At 64.6% G+C, this 20,830-nt stretch carries 16 protein-coding genes; 8 read left to right on the top strand and 8 right to left on the bottom strand.

All coding sequences use genetic code 11. The annotated features are described in order from the left end of the window. The first annotated feature begins 190 nt into the window (after positions 1-190). The 5 genes from GD606_RS17035 to GD606_RS17015 all read left to right on the top strand — a co-directional run bounded on the left by GD606_RS17035 (position 191) and on the right by GD606_RS17015 (position 7,538). On the top strand, positions 191-3,253 hold the full coding sequence (locus GD606_RS17035; RefSeq protein WP_163301487.1) for a hypothetical protein: 3,063 nt from the start codon (positions 191-193) through the stop codon (positions 3,251-3,253). 91 nt (positions 3,254-3,344) lie between these two features. Continuing rightward, on the top strand, positions 3,345-5,114 hold the full coding sequence (locus GD606_RS17030; RefSeq protein ID WP_163301488.1) for a histidine kinase dimerization/phospho-acceptor domain-containing protein: 1,770 nt from the start codon (positions 3,345-3,347) through the stop codon (positions 5,112-5,114). A gap of 41 nt (positions 5,115-5,155) precedes the next feature. Further along, on the top strand, positions 5,156-5,785 hold the full coding sequence (locus GD606_RS17025; RefSeq protein ID WP_163301489.1) for a DUF47 domain-containing protein: 630 nt from the start codon (positions 5,156-5,158) through the stop codon (positions 5,783-5,785). Then, positions 5,778-6,785: an inorganic phosphate transporter gene (locus GD606_RS17020; RefSeq protein WP_163301490.1), complete on the top strand. Its 1,008-nt coding sequence runs from the start codon at positions 5,778-5,780 to the stop codon at positions 6,783-6,785. Before GD606_RS17025 ends, GD606_RS17020 begins: the two co-directional genes overlap by 8 nt. A 261-nt stretch (positions 6,786-7,046) precedes the next feature. Next, positions 7,047-7,538, top strand: coding sequence for a DUF2867 domain-containing protein (locus GD606_RS17015; RefSeq protein ID WP_163301491.1), 492 nt, complete (start codon positions 7,047-7,049; stop codon positions 7,536-7,538). Between the two features lie 56 nt (positions 7,539-7,594). Here the strand turns inward: GD606_RS17015 and GD606_RS17010 are convergent, their stop codons facing one another. The 6 genes from GD606_RS17010 to GD606_RS16985 all read right to left on the bottom strand — a co-directional run bounded on the left by GD606_RS17010 (position 7,595) and on the right by GD606_RS16985 (position 14,628). Further along, entirely contained in the window at positions 7,595-8,968 is a 1,374-nt protein-coding gene (locus tag GD606_RS17010; RefSeq protein WP_163301492.1) for an L-serine ammonia-lyase, read from the bottom strand. Between the two features lie 90 nt (positions 8,969-9,058). Next, positions 9,059-10,288, bottom strand: a complete 1,230-nt coding sequence (locus tag GD606_RS17005) for an aromatic amino acid transport family protein (RefSeq protein WP_163301493.1) — start codon at positions 10,286-10,288, stop codon at positions 9,059-9,061. Positions 10,289-10,653: 365 nt separating this feature from the next. Next, complete coding sequence (locus GD606_RS17000) at positions 10,654-11,325, bottom strand: DUF47 domain-containing protein (RefSeq protein WP_163301494.1); 672 nt, start codon at positions 11,323-11,325, stop codon at positions 10,654-10,656. Positions 11,326-11,737: 412 nt separating this feature from the next. Further along, the gene (cydB, locus tag GD606_RS16995; RefSeq protein WP_163301495.1) at positions 11,738-12,766 is read right to left on the bottom strand and encodes a cytochrome d ubiquinol oxidase subunit II; all 1,029 of its coding nucleotides are present in this window, start codon (positions 12,764-12,766) and stop codon (positions 11,738-11,740) included. 85 nt (positions 12,767-12,851) lie between these two features. Further along, entirely contained in the window at positions 12,852-14,150 is a 1,299-nt protein-coding gene (locus GD606_RS16990) for a cytochrome ubiquinol oxidase subunit I (protein WP_163301496.1), read from the bottom strand. 1 nt (position 14,151) lies between these two features. Then, the gene (locus GD606_RS16985; protein WP_163301497.1) at positions 14,152-14,628 is read right to left on the bottom strand and encodes an RrF2 family transcriptional regulator; all 477 of its coding nucleotides are present in this window, start codon (positions 14,626-14,628) and stop codon (positions 14,152-14,154) included. A 382-nt stretch (positions 14,629-15,010) separates the two neighbouring features. Between GD606_RS16985 and GD606_RS16980 the strand changes: the two genes are divergently transcribed. Continuing rightward, a complete protein-coding gene (locus GD606_RS16980) occupies positions 15,011-16,144 on the top strand; it encodes an FAD-dependent oxidoreductase (RefSeq protein ID WP_163301498.1) in 1,134 nt (377 codons plus the stop codon). A 6-nt stretch (positions 16,145-16,150) separates the two neighbouring features. Continuing rightward, entirely contained in the window at positions 16,151-16,660 is a 510-nt protein-coding gene (locus GD606_RS16975; protein WP_163301499.1) for a 4Fe-4S dicluster domain-containing protein, read from the top strand. A gap of 82 nt (positions 16,661-16,742) precedes the next feature. Here the strand turns inward: GD606_RS16975 and GD606_RS16970 are convergent, their stop codons facing one another. Then, the gene (locus GD606_RS16970; RefSeq protein WP_163301500.1) at positions 16,743-17,984 is read right to left on the bottom strand and encodes a glycosyltransferase family 2 protein; all 1,242 of its coding nucleotides are present in this window, start codon (positions 17,982-17,984) and stop codon (positions 16,743-16,745) included. 131 nt (positions 17,985-18,115) lie between these two features. Here GD606_RS16970 and GD606_RS16965 point away from each other — a divergent pair, with 131 nt between their 5' ends. Then, positions 18,116-18,880: a TIGR00266 family protein gene (locus tag GD606_RS16965; protein WP_163301501.1), complete on the top strand. Its 765-nt coding sequence runs from the start codon at positions 18,116-18,118 to the stop codon at positions 18,878-18,880. Between the two features lie 196 nt (positions 18,881-19,076). On the opposite strand, the gene GD606_RS16960 is transcribed toward GD606_RS16965, so the two are convergent. Further along, positions 19,077-20,639 carry a B12-binding domain-containing radical SAM protein gene (locus GD606_RS16960; protein ID WP_163301502.1) on the bottom strand — a complete coding sequence of 521 codons (1,563 nt, stop codon included), beginning with the start codon at positions 20,637-20,639 and terminating at the stop codon, positions 19,077-19,079. Positions 20,640-20,830 lie beyond the last annotated feature (191 nt).

Below are 20,830 nucleotides of genomic sequence, written 5' to 3'. Positions count from 1 at the left end.
ATGCGGCCAGCCGGGCGCGGAGAGACTCGACGCCATGGCGACGCTCCTTGACGCCGAAGGGCAACCATTGGCATAATCTTGTGACGAATCGGACGCTGTTGTTACGAATATGTGGCGAAACGAACCCACCTCCGCCCTCCCCGGGCCGTCGCCTGAGACCGGCCCCTCCTCCGCATCCGAGGGCGGTCTTTTGTCACGCCTTTTGTTCGACCGCGAAGACTATGCCCTTTTAAAAATCGTAAATGATGTCCTGGGCCGCAAAAAGTATCCCGGCCTGCGCCGCCTTTTGACCCCCTACCTGCACCCCCACGGCATCAAGGAAATGGCCGCGCCGCGCGAATTGCGCATGGCCTACGCCATCATCCACCTGCTGGGGTCGCTGGAGGCCGGCATGGCCGGGGACCGCATCAAGGCCCTGCGGTCGCTGCGCGACGAGGTGCTTTTTTCGGCCGAAAGCGACCTGGAAAAAAACACGGCCCGGCTTTTGTTGCAGATCATAAAAGAGCTGGTGCGGGCCAAGGACGACCCCCTGCGCCAGTTGGAGCTGGCCCACGACTTCCGGGCGGCCTCCTCGGGCAAGCCGCGCATCGTGCGCCGGGGCCTGGCTGAACACCATCTGCTGGAGATGCCCGAGGAGTGGAACCAACTGGCCTTCGACGACCACGTCCACGACGCCAACACCAAGGGCCGCAAATCCCCCACCCACCTGATCATGGACGCCTGGATCAAGGGCATCCGCAAGCTCACGGTCATCCACAACAATTTCGTGCGCCCCGAGGTGGCCTCGGAACTGTACCAGGCCGCCCGGATCATGGGCATCGCCGTGCGCATCGGCCTGGAATACCGCACCCGGCATGCCGGGAGCTATCTGAAGATGATCTGGATTCCCCGGGGATTCCATGAACTTGGGGAGTTTCTGGAATTTCTGACCAAGCCCGAGGTGGGGACGTTTCTGCGCCGGGGGCGCGAGGCCGCCCAGTTCCAAAAACACTACGTCATGGAGGCGCTTGCGGCCTTCAACGCCACGCACCGCCAGGCCATCGGCGAGATCTGCGGCGTGGACGTCCCGGCCCTGGACCCCGAGGACTTCACGGCCTTCGTGGGGGCCGGACAGGCCTCGCTCATGCATCTGGGACGCTTCGCCCAAAACGCCGTGCAGGAGGCCCTGACCCGCAAGGCCGACGGCCTGCTCGCGGCCGGGGCCGCTCCCCAGGGGCCGGAGCTTTCGGCGGTGTTCGCCCACATGGACCGCTTCAGTCCCGAATACCTCATCGAGGCCCATCTCGCCCCGGAACACAATCCCGGGCTGAAAAATCCGGACATCCCCTGCGACAGCGCAGACTGCCCGGACATCCTGCGCCTGACGCCATGCGAGCTCATCGAGACCATCCACGAGTTCCATTCCCTGAACCGTTTCGTCCTGACCCTGGACGGACACGGCCCCGAAGACGTGCTCATGATCTTAAGCGAATGCCGGGGGGCCGTGACCCATGTGGAGATCTTCAACCTCCACGATTTCGAGGTCGACCCCTCCAGGGACAACGCCGAGATCATCGAGCTCATCGCCGTGGTCAACTCCGGCAACCCGGTCAAGATCAAAAAGTTCGTGCGCCGCATCATGCGCCGCCTGGAAGACCGGGGCGGCCCCGGGAGCGCGGAGAAGATCAACCGTCTCTCAAGCGTCCTGGACAACATGGCCGGGCTCATGGACTATTACAAGACCACCCCGCTTCGGGCCTGCATCGGCACCGACTCCACGGGCCAGTCCTGCCGCCACCACGGCATGGGCCTGGTGGTCAAGGACACCCTGCCCGCCCGGGCGGCGCGCCATTTGGAGCGTGGCCACAGCCACCAGCGCAAGGCCCTGCCGGTTGGCGTGGAGGTAGTTCCCTCCCTGCAGTACCACACGGCGGCCGGGGCCTCGCCCATGACCCTTCGGGCGGCCCGGCTGGCGCTTTTTTCTCCGCTCTTCCGGCACGCGGCGCTTCGGCCCAGTCTCAAATGGTCCAGAACCCGCTACTTCCACGCCTCGGAAAAAACCGCCAACATCTACACCCTGGGCGGCATCCAGCCCCCAAGCGGCGAGGTGTACAAAGGCAAACTCCTGGCCGGGCCGCGTACCCCGAAATTTTGCTTCCGCTACGCCAACAGCGCCGTCAAAAACTCCCTCAAGATCCTGGCCGGGTTCATCCCGGCCGCCCTGTCGTTTGGCCTGACCAAGGACTGGTGGGTGCTGTGCTGGTTCGGCCCGCTTATCTGGTTCGGCATCACCGGGCTTCGCAACGTCATCCAGTCGGTGTTCGGTTCCGGAGGGCTTCGCCGGTCGCCGGTGCTCAAATGGAACGAATACGTCAGCTTCTCACGACTGGCTGATTCCCTGCTCTATACGGGCTTTTCGGTGCCGCTTTTGGACTATGTGGTCAAGACCCTGGTGATGGACCAGGGCTTCCAGATCACCGCCCAAAGCAACCCCGTGGCCCTGTACACGGTCATGGCCGTGGTCAACGGCGTCTATATCGCCACCCACAACGCCTTCCGGGGCCTGCCACGCCGGGCCGTGACCGGAAACCTGTTTCGCAGCGCCGTGTCCATCCCCCTGGCCATCGGCGTCAACGCCCTGATCTCGGGCCTCTTGTCCCTGGCCGGGGTTCCCGACGCCGGGGCCGTCATGCAGCAGTGGGCGGCCATCATCTCCAAGCTGTGCTCGGACGGCGTGGCCGGAGTGATCGAGGGCCTGGCCGACCGCTCCAAATACATCGCCATGCGGCTTCGCGACTACAAGGCCAAATCCAAAAAGCTCTACGACACCTATTCCACCCTGGAGGTGCGCTTTCCCCAAAAGGACGTGGAGGGTCTCCTCGAATCGCCCCAGGAGCTTTCCGAGGCCCTGTCCACGGACAAGTCCGACCTGGAAAAGATCCTCTACGTCAACGCCCTTGATCTGCTCTATTTCTGGATGTACCAACCCCGGGCCCGCACGGTTTTGCGCCTGCTCATCCCGGGCATGTCCCAGGACGAACGGCGGGCCTTTCTGCTCTCGCAATATGTGCTGCGCCGGGAATACGAGATCAGCCGCCTGTTCCTGGACGGCCTGGTGGGCAAGAACTTCGCCCGGGCCCTGTCCTTTTATCTGAGCCACTATCAGGAGTACCTGGACGAACTGCAAAAGCTGGCCGGACGATGTCCGGCCGCAGAACCGCCGCAGTGGGACGCCCCGCCCCCTGTCGACGATGCTCCGGAGCGGGCTGCATGACCGGTCGCCCGGCCCGATGCGACGCCCTGGAGACGGTCGGCCTGCGGTCACTTCTGCGTAGACAAACACCAACCTCCCGGACAATCCCCTGATGCAACGGCCCTCCCTGCAGGTACGCACCCTGTTTCTCAGCCTGACGGCGTTTTTTTTCCTTTTATGCCTGGTCTTCTGGTTTTTCATCCGGCAGACCGAGGGACTTCTGGTCGAGGACGCCACAAACCAGGCCACAAGCAAGCTGGAGCTGGTGCTGTGGCTTTTGCGCGCGGCCCCGGATCGGCCTGGGCTGGCCGACCGAAACGATCCGGCGGCGCAGCCCGCGCCGTCCGACCGGATCACCCTGGAGGGCCTGCCGGACTGGGCCGCCGACATGGGGCGGCACCTGGGGGCCCGAATCACCTATATCGCAGGCGGCAAGGTGCTGGCCGACACCGAGGTGCCCGGCCCCGAAACCGCCGAGCTGGAGGACCATGCCGGACGCCCCGAGGTGGTGGCCGCCCTGGCCTCGGGCTTCGGCACGGACGTGCGCCATAGCCGCACCACGGGCAGGCAGACGGTCTACGCCGCCATGCGCGCCGACAATCTCCCGGGCCTGCCCGACGGGGTCTTGCGCGTGGCCGTGCCCTATCACGCCGTCACCAGGGATCTGGCCCGTTTCCGGGGCGTCATCCTGGGGGCGCTTGGCATCGTACTCTTGTGCGGAGGCTTTTTGTCCCTGTTGCCCGCCCGCAGCCTGACCGGAACCATCAAGGAACTGACCCTGGCCATAAAGGCCCTGGGCGACGGCGACTACGAGCGCCGCCTGTACCTCTCGGATCGGGAATTTTCCGGCCTGGCCGAGGCCTATAACGCCATGGCCGAGCGGGTGGGCAAAAACGTGGCCGCCATCGAGGGCCAGCGTAACCGCCATGCCGCCGTGCTGGACGGCCTGGACGAAGGGCTGGCGGTCCTGTGCCCGGATGGCCGCATCGGCTCCCACAACGCCCCCCTGGCCCGGCTGGTGGGATCGGGGGAACTGGACGGCCGCCTGCCCATCGAAACCCCGCTGGGACCGGCCGTGCATGCCGAGGTGGCGGCCATGCTGCACGATCCCCAGGCCAAGGCCGCCACGCGACGCTTCACCCTGGCCGGGGACCGGGACGTGGAGGCGAATCTGGTGCCGTTTACGGACCAGGACGGGCGGCGGCGGCTGATCCTGACGCTGCGCGACATCACGGGGCAAAACCGCATGGAGGCCAACATCCGCGACTTCGTGCGCGAGGCCTCGCATCGTCTGCGCACCCCCCTGACCAAGATCGCGGGCTACCTGGACATGGCCCGGGGCACGCTGTCCCGCGACCCGGCCCGGGCCGGTACGGCCATTGACGCCGCACTGCGGTTTTCCAGGGAAATGGAGGACGCCGTGGCCGACCTCATGGCCATGGCGGCCGCGCGGTTCTCCGCCAGCATGGACCGCCCGCCCCGAACCGACGTCCGGCGCATCCTGGAAAACGCCCTGCGCGAGGCCGCGGTGCGCTGTCCGGAGGCCGCGCCGCCGCGCCTGACCGTCCAGGGGGACGGCGATTTCGTGGCCGAGGTGGAGCCAAACGGCCTGGGCCGGGTGTTCGTCCTGTGCCTGGAGCGCACGGCGGCCTCCGGCGACGACCGGCCGGTGGTGCTGTCGCGCCGGGACGATGGTCTCGGCATCGAATTTCCCGGGGCGCAGGGTCTGGCGTCCCCGGCGGCGGGCCAGGTCCAAGGCGATGGGACGGGACTTCCGGCGGATTTTCTGGCGGCCTATGGCGGCACGCTCGTCCCGGGCGACAACGGGGCGCTCCTGATCCGCCTGCCCCTGGCCCCCGCGAGCGGGTCCGAACCCGCATAACCCGGATTTTGGCGCATCATTCCCGAGACAAGGAGACGGCCATGGGTTTTAGCTTCTTTCCCCGCACGGTCAAATTCTTCAGGCTTTTCGAGGAGCAAAACCGCAAACTGCAACGGGCCGCCGGACATCTCTGCACGCTCTTCGAAGACGGGGCCGACACCGAGGAGGTGTGCAAGCAGGTGAACATCATCGAGTCCGAGGGCAACGTCATCTCCCGGAACATCGCCCGGGAGTTGTCGCTGACGTTCATCACCCCCCTCGACCGGGAGGACATCCACGACATCAACGTCTCCCAGGAAGACATCTTAAACGCCATCAAGGCCGTCTCCACCCGCATGGAGGTCTACGAACCGTCGCGTATGCGCTATCCGGCCAAAAAGCTGGCCCAGAACATCCGTGGCATGGTGGAGGAATCGGGCAAGATGCTGGCGTGCCTGGCCTGCAACAAAACGGGCGAGACGAGCATGGAACGCATTCGCTGGCTCAAATATGAAAGCGAGACCCTGCTCTTGGTGGGCATCGGCGAACTGTACGACTGTGAGGTCAAGGACTACGGCACGATCCTGGAGATCGTCAAATGGAGCCATATCTACGACCGCATCGAAAGCGCCGTGGACCGGGTGGACACCCTGGGAGACATTTTGGAAGGAGTCATGCTAAAAAATGCTTGATATCCCTTTCCTGCTCATCGCCGTGGTGGTCATCGCGCTGATCTTCGACTTCACCAACGGGGCCCACGACAGCGCCAACGCCATCGCCACCATCGTCTCCACCAAGGTGCTCTCGCCCCAGGTGGCGGTGGTCATGGCCGCCTCCCTGAACCTGGGCGGGGCGTTTCTGGGCACGGCCGTGGCCCACACCATCGGCAGCGGCATCGTCAGCCCCGAAATGGTGGCGGGCAGCCAGGGGCTGGTGCTCTCGGCCCTGTTCGGGGCCATCGTCTGGAACCTGCTGACCTGGTATCTGGGGCTTCCCTCCTCCTCCTCCCACGCCCTCATCGGCGGACTCATCGGCGCCGCCATCGCCTACGGCGGCTTTGACGCCCCCAACTATCCGAGCATCGCGGAGAAGATCCTGTTGCCCCTGGTTTTGTCGCCCCTGGCCGGTTTTTTATGCGGCTACCTGCTCATGGTGTCCCTTTCCTGGATGCTGATCCGGGCCCATCCCACCAAGGTCAACCACGCCTTCAAGAAGCTGCAGATCGTGTCCTCGGCGTTCATGGCCACCAGCCACGGCCTAAACGACGCCCAGAAAACCATGGGCATCATCACCCTGGCCCTTTTCACCTTTCATCAGATCCCGGAGATGGCCGTGCCGCTGTGGGTCAAGCTGTCCTGCGCCCTGGCCATGGGCCTGGGCACGGCCACGGGGGGCTGGAAGATCGTCAAGACCATGGGGCACAAGATATTCAAGCTCGAACCCATCCACGGCTTCGCGGCCGAGACCGCCGCCGCCCTGGTCATCACCGGGGCCTCGGCCTTCGGCGCGCCCATCAGCACCACGCATACCATCTCCACGGCGGTCATCGGCGTGGGGGCCTCGAAACGGCTGTCCGCCGTACGCTGGGGGGTGGCCGGAAACCTGGTCATGGCCTGGGTGCTGACCATCCCGGCGGCGGCGGTCATGGGGGCCATCTGCTTCGAGGTGCTGTCCCTTTTGGGCCTATCCTGAAGGATGCGGCTGGCCGTCACGCCGCCTTCACGCAGGCCGCCTATCCTGCGCGCGTGTCGCGCCCGGGAGGCCCGGCAGGGCGTTTTTCTGCGTTGTCCTTTGAACCGGCATCTCCCCCCACACGGCGACATGGAGGGGGGTCAAGGTCCGCAGCCGATGCCCGCCCGACTCCCCTTCCCCGCAGCGACATGCCGAAAAAAGAGAGCTTTTCATCAAATCACGGGGGTGTTTTCCATGGGAGGCGCCAGGAAGGGGGCAGACATGCCCGGCGCGGCATCCATTCCGGAGATCGAAGCCCTGGCCGAGGGGGCCGACCATGTGGACGTGAAAACCGTGGCCTGCAACAAGGAGCTTGGCCGGTTCGTGGCCGATCTCCTGTCCTATCGTCCGGGATGGATGCGGGCTCTCTTCCGGTTGCGCGGGCTATTGGCAGGGCTTTTGGGGCTTCGCCGGGAATCGGGCGGACAAGGGGAACGGCTTTCGGAGGTTTCGTTTACGCCCGGGGCGAAGGCCACATTTTTCACGGTCACGGCGGCCGAGAAGGGACGGTACTGGATCGCCGAGGCCTCTGACAGGCATCTGGCCGCGTATGTGGCGGTCTCTGCCGGGACCGGCGAGGCCGGGGAAAGTCTGCGCCATGTGGCGACCATCGTGCGCTACCGGCATTGGACCGGCCCGGTCTATTTCACGATCATCCTGCCGTTTCATCATCTGATTGTGGCGGCCATGGCCCGGCACGCGGCGCGGGGCTGATCAGGCAGCATACGCTGCGGATCGCAGGGTCTTTGATCCGCACAGCCCGATCCGTCTCAACAGGTGGCCACGCAGACCGCCAGGCCGCCCTGGGCCGTCTCCTTGTACTTGCAGCTCATGTCCCTGCCGGTGTCCATCATGGCCGCGATGGCCTGGTCCAGGCCGACCTTGTGCGTGGCCGGAGATTCATCCGAGGCGATGATGAAGGCGGTATAGGCCTTGACCACGCTCACGGCGTTGCGTTCGATGCAGGGAATCTGGACGTAGCCGCCGACAGGATCGCAGGTCATGCCCAGGTGGTGCTCCAGAGCGGTTTCCGCCGCGTGTTCGGTGACATGGGGACCGTAGCCCGAGGCCTGGGCCAGCATCGCCGCCGCCATGGCCGAAGCCACCCCGATTTCGGCCTGGCAACCCCCTTCCGCGCCTGCGATGGTGGCGTTGTGTTTGGCCAGAAACCCAATCGCCGCCGCCGCCAGCAGCCCTTCGCGGATGGACTGTTCGGGAAGCGAAAGCCGCGTGCGCATGATCCGGGCCATGGCCGGGATGATGCCGGCCGACCCGCAGGTCGGCGCGGTGACGATGATATGTCCGGCCGCGTTCTCCTCCGCGACCGCAAAGGCATAGGCGCACATGTGGCCGATGATCGTTTCCTGCACCTGGCTTTTGATCCGTGAGCGTTCCAGGATGCGTTTGGCCTTGCGCGCCAGGCCGATCGGGCCGGGGAGCACGCCCTCGGCCGCAAGGCCTGCGCTCACGGCTGCATCCATCACCCGCAGGATCGTGTCCACACCGGCCATGACCGTCGTTTCGTCAGCCCCGGTCACAGCCATCTCGTTTTCCAGGATCAGCCGGGGCAGGCTCAGATCGTTCTCGGCCAGGCGCTCCTTGAGTTCGGCCATGGTTCCATAGGGATAAAGCGGCGTCCCGCGCGGCGGCTCTTCCTGCCCCTTGATCTGGATGAAGCCCCCGCCCACGGAATAATACTCGCGCTCAAGAAGCGGCGCGGCCTGGGGATCGGCGGTGGTGAGCCGGATGACCAGGGTATTGTTAAAAGGGTGGTCGTGTTCGACGGCGTCGAAAATGACGTTCCCGGCATTGAGCATCAAGCGCACGCCGCCCAGATCCACGGGACGCCCGGCCAGGGGGGTTCTGGCCAGATCGTCGAGAAAGTCCGGGGAGCAGGATTCCGGTGAACGGCCAAGCAGTCCGGCCAGGACCGCGCGATCCGTGCCATGGCCCTTGCCGGTGGCCGAAAGGCTCCCGTACAGCCGGACCTCGATTCCGGCGGCCTTGGCCAGCGCCTCGGCCGGAAGCGCCCTGGCGGCCTGGATGAACTCATAACCGGCTTTCATTGGCCCGATGGTATGCGAACTGGAGGGACCGGGGCCGATCTTGAACAGGTCGAAGACGCTCAGGTCGATAGCGGGCATGAAGGCTCCGTGACCGGATAGGGGGTTGGGGACGCCGTCAGCGCCCGGTTCGCCGTCAGGGACAGCGAACCGGGAACCGTGGGCAAGACGTCACTGCTGCCAGTGTTCGGTTTCGGGAGTGATCTTCAGCATGCCGAATTCCTGGCCGGCCTCCGCGAGAAAAAACAGCGCGAACAGAACCAGCATGGCCACGCCGAGCCCTTTTTCCACAGGCGTCCTGGCCCGACGAATGGCGATGATGCTCGGCAGGATGCCAAACAGGGTCACGATGCCGAAGCCGCCGGCGAAGTTGATCGCTTCAAGGAAGATGTCCGGGTACACCAGCGCGATGAGAAGCGGCGGCAGAAAGGCCAGGGCCCGGCTCAAAATGGGGTTGGTCCTGCCTGTGAACTGGTTGGTCAAATCGTCCATGAAGCCGATAAGTCCCAGGCCGTTGGCCAGATAGGCGGTGGTGATGGCCGCCAGGGAAAACGCGCCCGCCAGGATGAGAAAGGTTTCGGAATTCATGATCTGAGCCAGGGGGATTGTGGCCGGCAGATTCTGTTCGAAGGCGTTGATCAGCCCGACGGGGCTGTTGTCCAGGGGCAACACGCCGATGCCCACCAAGAGCCAGGTGGCGTTCATCGCAAAGCCCAGGCTCATGCCCACCAGCATGGTTTTATTGATGGTTTTTTGGTTCCACCGGAGGCTTTCGCAAATGGCGGGGATGATGTTGTGGAAATGGAAGGCGGTCACCAGGATGGGAATGCCGCACACGAACAAGGCCCAGTCTGAATGGGAAAGGTTTGCGGCCTTGACGTGCATGCCGCCCATCCAGGCAATGACCACGAACATCCCGCACTTCACCACCACGATCACGGCGATGTATTTCATGATCTTGTCCACGCTGGCCAGGGAGATGAGCGAGGTCATGAGAAAAAAACCCAGCATGAGCCAGACCGTGGGGATGTTGAGATCGAAAAGTTTGTTGATGATGGCGGTGATGCCCGTGAGATAGGCGGTCAACAATCCGTAAAGAATGATCAGGTTGGCGACGACCGCCACCCATTTTCCACCAACACCCAGGTGTTCCAGGTAGAGGCTTGGAAAATTAAAGGTGCTTCGTTGCCTGCCGACCGCCTCACGGCTGAGGATGATCGCGGAATAAAACATGGCGGCCGAGGTCAGGAAGAGACCGAACATTGAGGGGATGAATCCTGACAGGCCGGTGTTGATCGGCAGGGCCAGGATGCCTGCGCCGATCAGATTGCCGACGATGAGGAAGCCGATGCTGAGGATGTTCACCAAGGATGCCTGGGGGGTCGCGGGGGATGAGGTCATGTACGGCTCCATGTTCAAAAATGCTGTGTGCAGACATAGCGCAACTGCATGACAATACACAACCCCTGGCGTCGCAGTATCGCACGCGGCAGGCAGCTGGCGTGCATCAGGGAGGGTTCCGCCCTTATCAATCCTCCCGGCGGGTTCCGCATACGATACCCCGCCATGAAGGGCCGACTCCCCGTGGTGCGTTTTTTGGGCGAGGCCGCCGTCACGGGACGCTACGGGATTTCGACGCAGGCCTGCTGCAGGGGCGCCCGGATGCGAATCGAAAAGGTATCGGCTCCGGCCGAAACAGATCTGTTTCGGCCAGGCGACAAACAGAAACAACAAAACGCTCGTCGTAACGGGACTGGGAAGGCGCGCTACCGGGCGATCATGGCCCGCAGGGTGTCGGCGCAGGCCTCGGCCTCGTGGCTCATGTGCTCCAGGCATTCCAGGACCCGCAACAGGCGGTACACGTCCCGGAAATCGGCCGTGGCCGCAAAAAGCGAGGCCAGAAGGTCGCGGCGCACCCGCTCCGCCTTCAGGTGGCGCTGGCGCACCTCGTGGTGGCGGCGTTTGACCGCCGTCCGGTCAAGGGTACCGTCCAGGACGAGGGCGATGGTGTCAGCCAGGGCGGGTTTCAAGCGGCGCACGGTCTTTTTCACCCGGGCCAGATAGTCCTCGAAAAGATCGAGCACGTCCGGCGGCACGTCCGGGTCGCCCATGCCAAGCCAGGTCAGGGCCTCCTGGGCGGCGTCCAGGATGTTGTCCTGGTGGCGCGTGTAGGAAAGGAAAAGGGTCTTGTCCACGACCATGAGCCCGGCCGGGGGCAGATGGTTGCGCACCCGGCGCTTGATGCGGTCGGCCTCGCCCTCCAGGGCGTCGATGCGCCCGGCCAGCATCTGATATCCCCGGTCGGCGCTTTTGCGCACGTAGCGGCCGAAGGCCTCCTCCACCACGGCCAGACTCCGGGCCACAGGGGCGTAATGTTCCAGAAGGCCGGTCATATAGACGCGCCTGCGGGGTGCGAAACGGCGCAGCAGGGCAAGCATGGGCTCTCCTTTCACGGCATGCGGGAGTGGGGGACTGTCGTTGTCAGAACGGACTGCCTGCCGAACTCCTTTCACTTGCGCACGGGGGGCGGGGTCGGTTTGGCGCCCTGGCTCGCCGCGAAAGGCTTCCGGGTGGGCGCCCGTCCTGTAGGTGCCTGATCTCCCGTGTTTTTTCAGCTTTTTAGCAGATTTCACCGGAAAGCGCCATGCCCCGGCGGCCCCTTTCGCGCCTTGATTCACAAGATTGTTACAGCCAACGCCGTCATGAACCCCGGACGACGGCCCGCCCGGGACGCAGCGGGCCTCACAGGCATCCGCACCCCACCCCCGGTCGGGCCCCCAAAACAATGGCAGGCCGCCCCGGGACCGTCCCAGGGCAGCCTGCCATATGAGGAGGGGTGCGGGTTGCCGGTTAATACGCCTCTTCGTAGTCCAGATCGTCCTTAGTCACCGGATGGCGGAAGGTTCTGAAGTTCCAGATCTGGTAGGCGATGACCACGGGAACGAACACCAGGGCCACGCCCAGCATGATGGACAGGGTAAGCGGCGAGGAGGACGAGTTCTCGATGGTCATGCTGAAGGCGGGACTTAAGCTCGACGGCAGAAGGGCCGGAAAGATGCCCATGACCCCGAAAAGGGCCGTGCCGCCGATCACCGCCGCCGACGCGGCCCAGGCCGCCCAGGCCCGGGCCTTGGCGGCGTAGACCTTGGTCAGGACCAGCCCGCCCACGGGGATGAGCAGGATGGCCAGGAGCAGCGGCCAGCGCAGGTAGTTGGAGAACAGGTTGGTGGCGAACATGCTATAGACCAGAAAGAGCACGATCCACCCGGCCATGATCGGCCACAGCTTGGCGGCCATGGCGAAGGCCCGCTCCCGAAGGCTGCCCTCGGACTTGATGGCCAGCCACAGGGCCCCGTGGTGGGCGAACAGGAGAACGAAGAGAATGCCCCCGGCCAGGCCATAGGGGTTGAGCAGAGTGAAAAGCGTGCCCTGGAAGATGTGGTCCTGGTCAATGGGGATGCCCTTGAAGATGTTGGCGAAGGCCACTCCGAGAAGCAGGGCCGGGGCGAAGCTGCCGATGAAAAGACAGGTGTCCCACAGCTTCTTCCAGCCCGGGCTCTCCACCTTGCTGCGGAATTCGAAGCATACCCCCCGGATGATCAGGGAGAACAACAGCAGCATCAGCGCCGAATACAGGCCAGAAAACATGACCGCGTAGGTCGTTGGAAAGGCCGCGAAGGTCACGCCGCCAGCCGTGATCAACCACACCTCGTTTCCGTCCCAAAACGGCCCCATGGCGTTATAGAAGGTGCGTTTCTCGTCCTCGGTCTTGGCCAGAAAGGGCAACAGCGTCCCCAGGCCCAGGTCGAAGCCGTCGAGAATGAAGTACACGGCCCACAAAACACCCCACAAGATGAACCAGATGGTACCGAGATCCATGGCCTTCTCCTTTTGCTTCGGCCATCCTGCCCGCATGATCGGACAAAACGGCCGCGTGCGGCATTGGTCAACGCGTTACATGCACCTACGCCGGGACTTTGCGGGCGTACTTGGCCAGAAGGTAGATATCCAGGGAGGCCAGGAGCAGATAGACCACCACGAACGCCGCCAGGCTCACGGCCACCTGGGAGGTGGCGATGGGCGACACCGCGTCCTTGGTGCGCATCAGCCCATGGACGATCCACGGCTGCCTCCCCACCTCGGCCACGGCCCATCCGGCCTGCAGCGCCAGGTAGGGCACCGGGATGGCCCAGACCATGAACTGGAGGTAGCGCGGATTGTCCAGGAGGTTGTTGCGCTTGAGAAATCCCCAGACGGTGAGGAGGATCATGAGCGTGCCAAAGCCCACCATGAGCCTGAAGGACAAAAAGGTCAGGGTCACGGGCGGCCGGTCCTCGGGGGCGAAGGCCTTTAAGCCCTTGACCTCGGCGGCCGGGTCGTTGAAGGCCAGGATGCTCAGCATGCTGGGGATGCCGAAGGCCTCCACGCTGTTTTTCTCGTTTTTCTCGTCAGGGATGGAAAGCAGATACATGGGGACGTGCGTGCCGGTCTCCCAGTGGGCTTCCATGGCCGCCAGCTTGGCCGGCTGAATCCGGGCCACTTCGTTGCCGTGGGAGTGGCCCTGGATGGCCACGACCAGCGAGGCGACCAGGGCGAAACCCAGGCCGATGCGGAACGACTTGCCGAAAAAGTCGATGTTCTGCTTGCGCAAAAGATGCCAGGCCGATACGCCCATGACGAAAAATCCGGCCAGGACATAGGAGCCGACGACCGTGTGGATGTACTGGCTCCAGGCGAATCCGTTGGTGATGACTGCATAGAAGCTGTCGAGCTCGGCCCGGCCGTTGCGGATCACGTAGCCCATGGGGTTCTGCATGAAGCCGTTGGCCAGGATGATCCACAGGGCCGAGAGGTTGGCGGCAAAGGCGACGATCCAGATACAGACCGCATGAAACGTTTTGGAGAGCTTTTTCCAGCCGAAAACCCACACGGCCACGAACGTGGATTCCAGAAAAAAGGCCGCCGTGGCCTCGATGGCCAGAAGCGATCCGAAAATGTCACCCACATAGGTCGAATAGCGCGACCAGTTGGTGCCGAACTGGAATTCCAGGGTGATTCCCGTGACCACGCCCAGGGCGAAGTTGATCAGGAACAGTTTTCCCCAGAACTTGGCCATTTTTTTGTACGTTTCGTCGCCCGTGCGCACGTACTTGGTCTCCATGTAGGCCACCAGGATGGAAAGCCCTAGGGTCAACGGCACAAAGATGAAATGGATGAACGTGGCAAAGGCGAACTGCAATCGTGAAAGCATGAGCGTGTCCATCTTACTCTCCTTTCCCCTCCAGGGTTTGGCCGCGTGTGGCCGGGCATTCCCCACACACCTTCCCGGCTGTGCGCGACTCCTCTTCCACCAGTGCGGCAAGACTGATTCCGCCAAGCATGTCCCGCAACTGTTTGCGGGCCCGGCCCCATACCCGATGCACCGCACACACCGGCCGACGTTCGCAGACGTCGAGCTGGTGCAAACAGTCGTTTAAATAGATTTCCCCATCCACGGCCTCAACCACCTGCAAAAGCGATATCTCTTCCGGCGCCCTGGACAGTTCGTAACCGCCCCGGGCCCCCTGGCGGATGGAGATGAGCCCTGACCGGGCCAGGGTCTGGGCCACCTTTCCCAGGTATTGGGCAGGGATGTTCATGACTTCGGCTATCTCCTTGCGTCCCACCACGCCGCGCCCTGCATGCAGGGCCAGATATAATAAACAGCGGACTCCATAGTCTCCGGACCTTGTCAGGCGCATGTCACTTTCCTTGTAACGGTTTTGGAGAGGAGTTCACGCAATTTTTTCATCGCGCCCCTGCTCGCCATTCCCCGTGCGGCCGACTCCTCCACTATCCGTTGCCGAACGACCGCCCGGGCCACGGATATGTAACGCCTTTTTGATCCGCATCGCAAGAAAAAAGACATATCGGACACGATTTGTCCTATATCGACCCTGGCCAGTCGTGTCAACGGATTTCGTGAAAAATATATCGAGGTTTTGCCCATTGCGTGCCAGGCCTCCTTTGGGTAAGGCAATGATGGATCGTGCCCGGCCCTTTTTCCGGGCAATCGGTCGACGGCGGAACTCCGCCACCATACGGACGCAGCGCGACAGCCGCCGCGACCTCACAAGGACGCCCATGAACGCCATGAACTTCAATTTTCTCTGCGGCGACCCGCCACAGGCCTTTGCGCGCAACGTGGGCATCATCGGGGCCGGGCCCTCGGGCCTGGCCGCCGCCGGATACCTGTCCTGCCTGGGCTATCAGGTGGAGGTCTACGACAAGCTGCCCAAGGCCGGGGGGCTGATGCTCTTCGGCATCCCCGGGCACCGCATCCCCAAGGAGCGGGTGGAGGCCGGGGTGCGGAGGATGGCCAAAAAATACGGCGTGGTCTTCCACCCGCGCACCAAGATCTGTTGCAGCGCCCCCCTGCACGACGAGGAAGGGGACCATTTCTGCTCGGATGTGCGGGGCCTTGGCGACCTGGTCAAAAAACACGACGCCATCATCATCTGCACCGGCTCCTGGCGCTCGCGCCGTCTGGGCATCCCGGGCGAGAACCTGCCCGGGGTCATGGCGGGCCTGGAATTCCTCTTCCCCATCCGGGCCGCCGGATATGCCGGGCCGAACATCAAGGCCCCGGACGTGGCCGGAAAGACCGTGGCGGTCATCGGCGCGGGGCATTCCGCCGTGGATGTGGTGCATAGCGCGCTGTTTCTGGGCGCGGCCACGGTGCATCTGCTCTACCGGCGCACCAAAAACGAGGCCCCGTGCGGCTCGTATGAGATCGACCGCCTGGAGGCGGCAGGGGCCCTGTGGCACGAGTCGGTCTCGCCCCTGCGCTTTACCGGCGAGGACCGGGTCACGGGCGTGGAGATCCGGGAAAAGACCCTGGGCCAGCCCGGCCCCGACGGCAAACGCTGCGCCCTGCCGGACAGCGAACAGGTGACGGTCATCGACGCCGACCTGGTGGTCACGGCCATCGGCGAGACGGCCACCCCGCCGTTCGCCAAGGAGCTGGGGCTGGAAAACGTGCGCAAGGGCGAGGTGCGCTGGCTGCACATGACTGACATCGAAAACGTGTTCGTGGCCGGCGACGCCCTGACCGGCCCCTCGAAGATCGGCAAGGCCGTTTACAGCGGCCTGCGCGCGGCCCGCTCCCTGGCCAACTGGCTGGATTTGAAGGACCAGGACCGCCTGGCCGACTACCCCTACGACGACCTCGTGGCCCGGGAGGCCGACCGCTTCCCCGGTGGCCGCCTGCACAGGTAACGCCCCATGCCGCACAAGCAAAAAGTCCTGTACATCGACTATTCCACCTGTATCGGGTGCGAAACCTGCGAATACGTGTGCCGGTTCGTCCACGACACCCCGCGCATCCATATGATGCGCACGGCCTCCGGGGTGATGGCCCCCCTGTACTGCCGCCACTGCGAAAGCCCCAACTGCGCCAAGGTCTGCAAGCGCGGGGCCATCGTGCGCGACGTGGACGGGGCCATGATCCTGCAACCGCAACTGTGCCGGGGCTGCGAGACCAGGCAGTGTCTTCTGGCCTGCCCCTACGCGGCCATGTTCGAGACCGATACCGGGGTCATGCTCTCCAAGTGCGACCTGTGCGCCGGACGGCGGCAGATCGGGCTGTCCCCGGCCTGCGCCGAGATGTGTCCCTGCGGGGCCATCCATTTCATCCCCCGGGAGGACATCGCCAAAATCGAGACCGGCAAGTCCCGGGAGGCCTTCGAGCGGGTCATGGGGCATCTGCGGCCGGGCAAGGGCAAAGAAGAATAGGGGGACAGGCCTGGCGGGGGGGGACCCCCTCCGGCGGCCAACGGGCTGCGCCCCCTGCGGTCCCGCCAAGGGGAAAGCGCCGTCAGCGTTCCCGGGTCCACACCCCGAGCCCCTCCCGGGCGTCCATGGCCCGCAGTTCCGCGTACTGCGGGGAGGCCTCAGCCCCGAACAGTTCGCAGGCATATTTGACGTAGCGCCCCACCGCCGCCGCCGCCGCCCGGTCCCCCAGGACCAGAAGCACCTGGAAATGCAGGAAGTGGGAGCGCGTCGAGGGTTCGCGGACAAGCAGCTCCCGACACAGGTCCACGGCCCGCTCGCGCATCCCGAGCGTGGCGCAGGCCAGGGCCAGAAGTCCCGTCGTCGTCCATGCGCCGTCCCCGGCGCACCGTCTGGCCAAAAGCGACACCGCTGCCGCCGCGGCCTTTTTTTCGGCCAAAAGCCGTCCCGCCGCCCGGGACAAAACCGCCTCGTCAGCCGCCGCAAGGCAGGCCGCATCCGTCTCGATCCCGCAAAAAGGCGTCCCCGTGTCCACGGCCCGCTTGATCCGGGCGGCCATGCGGCGGGACAGGACCGGGGCCGACACGATCGGCGCGGCGGCCTGGGCGTAAAACTGGTCCAGGGTGCGAGCGCCGCACAGAGCCGCAACGTCGGCCCGCCCCCGGTTCATCTTGGCCTCGTAATCCTCCTGCGACTTGAAGCTGTAGTGGTTCACCTGGACCACGTCGGCGCAAAAGGGCGACAGGGCGCTGGTCACGGGCATGCCCCGCTCGTCCACGCAGCACATGCCGGGCTCGCGAAACACGAACTGGTGCGGATCGCGGGCGGCCACGGCCAAGGCCGTGTTCACGATGCATTTGACGTGATGGTTGTTTTGGACGTTCCCGGCCAGGGCCTGCGTGTAGGTGTCCAGGACCAGCCCGCCCGGCCGTCCCAGATGTCCCGAGGAGCCGTAGGTCACCCAGTGCATGGCCAGGCCGGGGTGCTTCTCGTAGTCCAGGACGCAAAGCCGCGCGTCGGCGTGTTTTTTGAGAACCATGAATTCGTCCGCATCCAGGAAGGCCAGAAACGCCGCCTGGTCCCGGAAGGTCTCCAGACAGTGGGTATAGCACGGCATCTGCATGCTTTCGCCCCGAACCGGAACGACCCTCACCAGCCCCCGCTCCACCTGGGCGCGCAGGGTGTGGGCCACGGGAATGGCGCTTTCGTTGTCGTAGAGGATAAACGTCTCAAAACCGATGGCCTGGTGGTAAGCCACGAACTCCTCCAAAAAGAGATGCTCGTCCTTGACGATGGCGCACAGCCCCAGATAATTCCTGCCTGACATTCGTGACTCCGTTTGCCGCCCGCGCCGCCCGCGACGCCCGCGACGCCTGCGGCGCACTGCGGTTCTCCACTAGGGACGCTTTCCAGCACACTAGCCGGACCCGCCAAAAAATCAACGACACGGGAGGCCCCATGGCCGACGACATCGACTATCGCATTCTGGGTGACGACATGCAGATTGTGGAGATCATTCTCGATCCGGGTGAAGGTGTTCGGGCCGAAACCGGGGCCATGCTCTACCTCGAAGGCGGCATCGAGATGGCCACCGGCGCCGGCGGCGGCCTCTTAAGCGGCCTCAAGCGCATGGTCTCGGGGGAAAACTTTTTCATCACCACCTTTGAAAACACCGGGTCCGGCACGGCCATGGCCGCCTTCGGGGCGCCCTATCCGGGCAAGATCGTACCCATCGAACTGGCCGACCACGGCGGTTCCTTCCTGTGCCAAAAAGACGCCTACCTGTGCTCGGCCGTGGGTGTGGACATTACCGTGGCCTTCACCAAGCGTCTGGGGGCGGGGCTGTTCGGCGGGGAGGGGTTCGTCCTGCAAAAGCTCACCGGCGACGGCCTGGCGTTTATCCACGCCGGGGGCACGGTCATCGAAAAGGTGCTGGCCGCCGGGGAAGTCCTGCGGGTGGACACGGGCTGTCTGGCCGGATTCGAGGAGAGCGTGGACTACGACATCGGGTTCGTGGGCGGCTTCACCAACGCGCTTTTCGGGGGCGAGGGCATGTTTTTGGCCTCCATGACCGGTCCCGGCCGGGTTTATCTGCAAAGCCTGCCCTTTTCCCGGCTGGCCGACCGCATCCATTCGGCCAACTATGCGGGCCGCGAAGAAAAAAAGGGCGTCGCCGGGGTGGGCGGTTCGCTTTTGGGGGGCATCCTGGGCGGCGACAAATAGCCAGGGGCGGCCGGACGGCCGCCTGGGCGACACCCCGTCAGGGCGGAACACACAGCGGCGGCGCACCCCGGGGAAGGGCTGCGCCGCTCCCGGGACGCATGGTGCGTCCCGTTGAAAAAACCGCTTTACGAAAAAACGCGTCGTCGCCTCAAAACCCGTTTTGGAACCCGGGCGGACGGAGTCCTGAGGCGCGGTGCTATCGCAAAGACGGCGCGGCCCGCTCCCGGATGACCGCCGTAAACGACAGGATGTCGTCGCCCATGACCAAAAGGGTCAGGTACCGACGCCAGCGGGAGGGATTTTTCCGGGCCACGGTGACAAGCTGCCGCCAGAACTGCCCCCGGTGCCGCGAGGCGATCCCAAGCCGCCACACCAGCCGCGCCAAAAGCCGCAGTTCGCTGCACGTATCGGCCAAGACCGTGGCCTGGGGCCTTTTTTCCCGCGAAGGGGGCTTTTTTCCCGTGCCCGGCTCGGACCTGACCGGGCGCATGGCCAAAATATTGCCCAGCACCCGTTCCATGTGGTGGGACACGTCGTACAGACGGTCCCAGGCCGCGATCTGCTCCGTCAGGATGTCGCGCATGGGCCGGGTGGGCGTAAAGTTCATCGGCCCCGTGGCCAAGTCCCCCACGTCGCCGTCCACCAGCCGCCCCTCGTCGCGAAGCCGCCGCCACAGCTCGGTCTGGGGCACGGCCTGAAGGGTGTTGACCATCACCAGGGGGATGTGCGCCGCCTCGGCAAAGGCCGTGACGCGCGTTCCCGCCCCGGCGGCCTCGTTGTCGAACCCCAGGATGAAACTGCCCACCACCGTCAGTCCCCCGGCCCCGATGGCCCGGATGGACTCCAGGAGCGGATGGCGGATGTTCTGGTATTTATGGGTGGCGGCCAGGACGTCCGTGTCCGGGGACTCGATGCCCACAAACACGTAGCCGAAATTGGCCGCCGTCATGAGGTCGATGAGTTCGGGGCTGCTGCCCAGGTTCACCGAGGCCTGGGTGATGAACCAGAACGGCTCCCCGTGCCCCCGGTTCCAGTCGGCGATGGATTGCAAAAGCTCCTTGGCCCGCTTGGGGTTGCCGATGAAATTGTCGTCGGTGAAAAAGACCGCGCCCCGGTGCCCCGTCTCAAGGATCGCCGCCAGTTCGGCCACCACCTGCCGGGCCGACTTGTACCGGGGGGTGCGGCCGAACAGGTTGATGACGTCGCAAAATTCGCAGGCGAACGGGCAGCCCCGGGAGGTCTGCACGGGCATGGCGTCGTAGTCCCGGGGATTGATCAGATCGAACCGGGGCAGGGGCACCTGCTCCATGTCGGTTTTTTCCTCCACGGCGATGACGCCCCCCGGACGGCCTTCTTCAAGGGCCCGCACCAGCAGGGGGATGGTTGCCTCCCCCTCCCCGACCACCACGAAATTGCAGCCCCCGGCCAGCATCTCATCCGGCGCGGAGGTGGCGTAGGGACCGCCCGCGACCACGATCTTCCCCATGGCCCTGGCCCGCGCGGCGCAGGCGAACAGGCCGTCGCGCTGCACCAGCATGGCCGAAATCATGACCACATCGGCAAAGCGCAGATCCGCATCGGACACGGGTCGCACGTTTTCGTCGGCCAGACGCACATTCCAGTCCGGAGGCAAAAGCCCGGCCACGGTCAACAGTCCAAGGGACGGCAAAAGGGCCTTTTTCCCGGTCACCTGCATGATGTCCGGGAAACTCCAAAAGGAACGCGGCAGACGCGGATTGACCAGCAGGATGTTTTTCATGGCCCTCCAGGCCGGGGAAGAAGGCGGGTTTGTGTTTCCGGCCACGGCCGGAGGAGGTGGGGCGTCCCGGATTCGAGTCACGGCGACGGGAGAAGTCATGATACGCCACAATCCGGGGGAAGAAAACAGCCGCTTCGGGACGGCTGCGCCCGGCGGCCGCCTGGGGCGCGGCTGACGTGCGCCGCCTCGCG

The organism is Desulfolutivibrio sulfodismutans DSM 3696, assembly GCF_013376455.1.
In the GTDB taxonomy this organism is placed as follows: Bacteria; Desulfobacterota; Desulfovibrionia; order Desulfovibrionales; family Desulfovibrionaceae; genus Desulfolutivibrio; species Desulfolutivibrio sulfodismutans.
The sequence above is the reverse complement of the archived record's forward strand: the minus strand, read 5'-3'. Positions and strand labels throughout refer to the sequence as shown.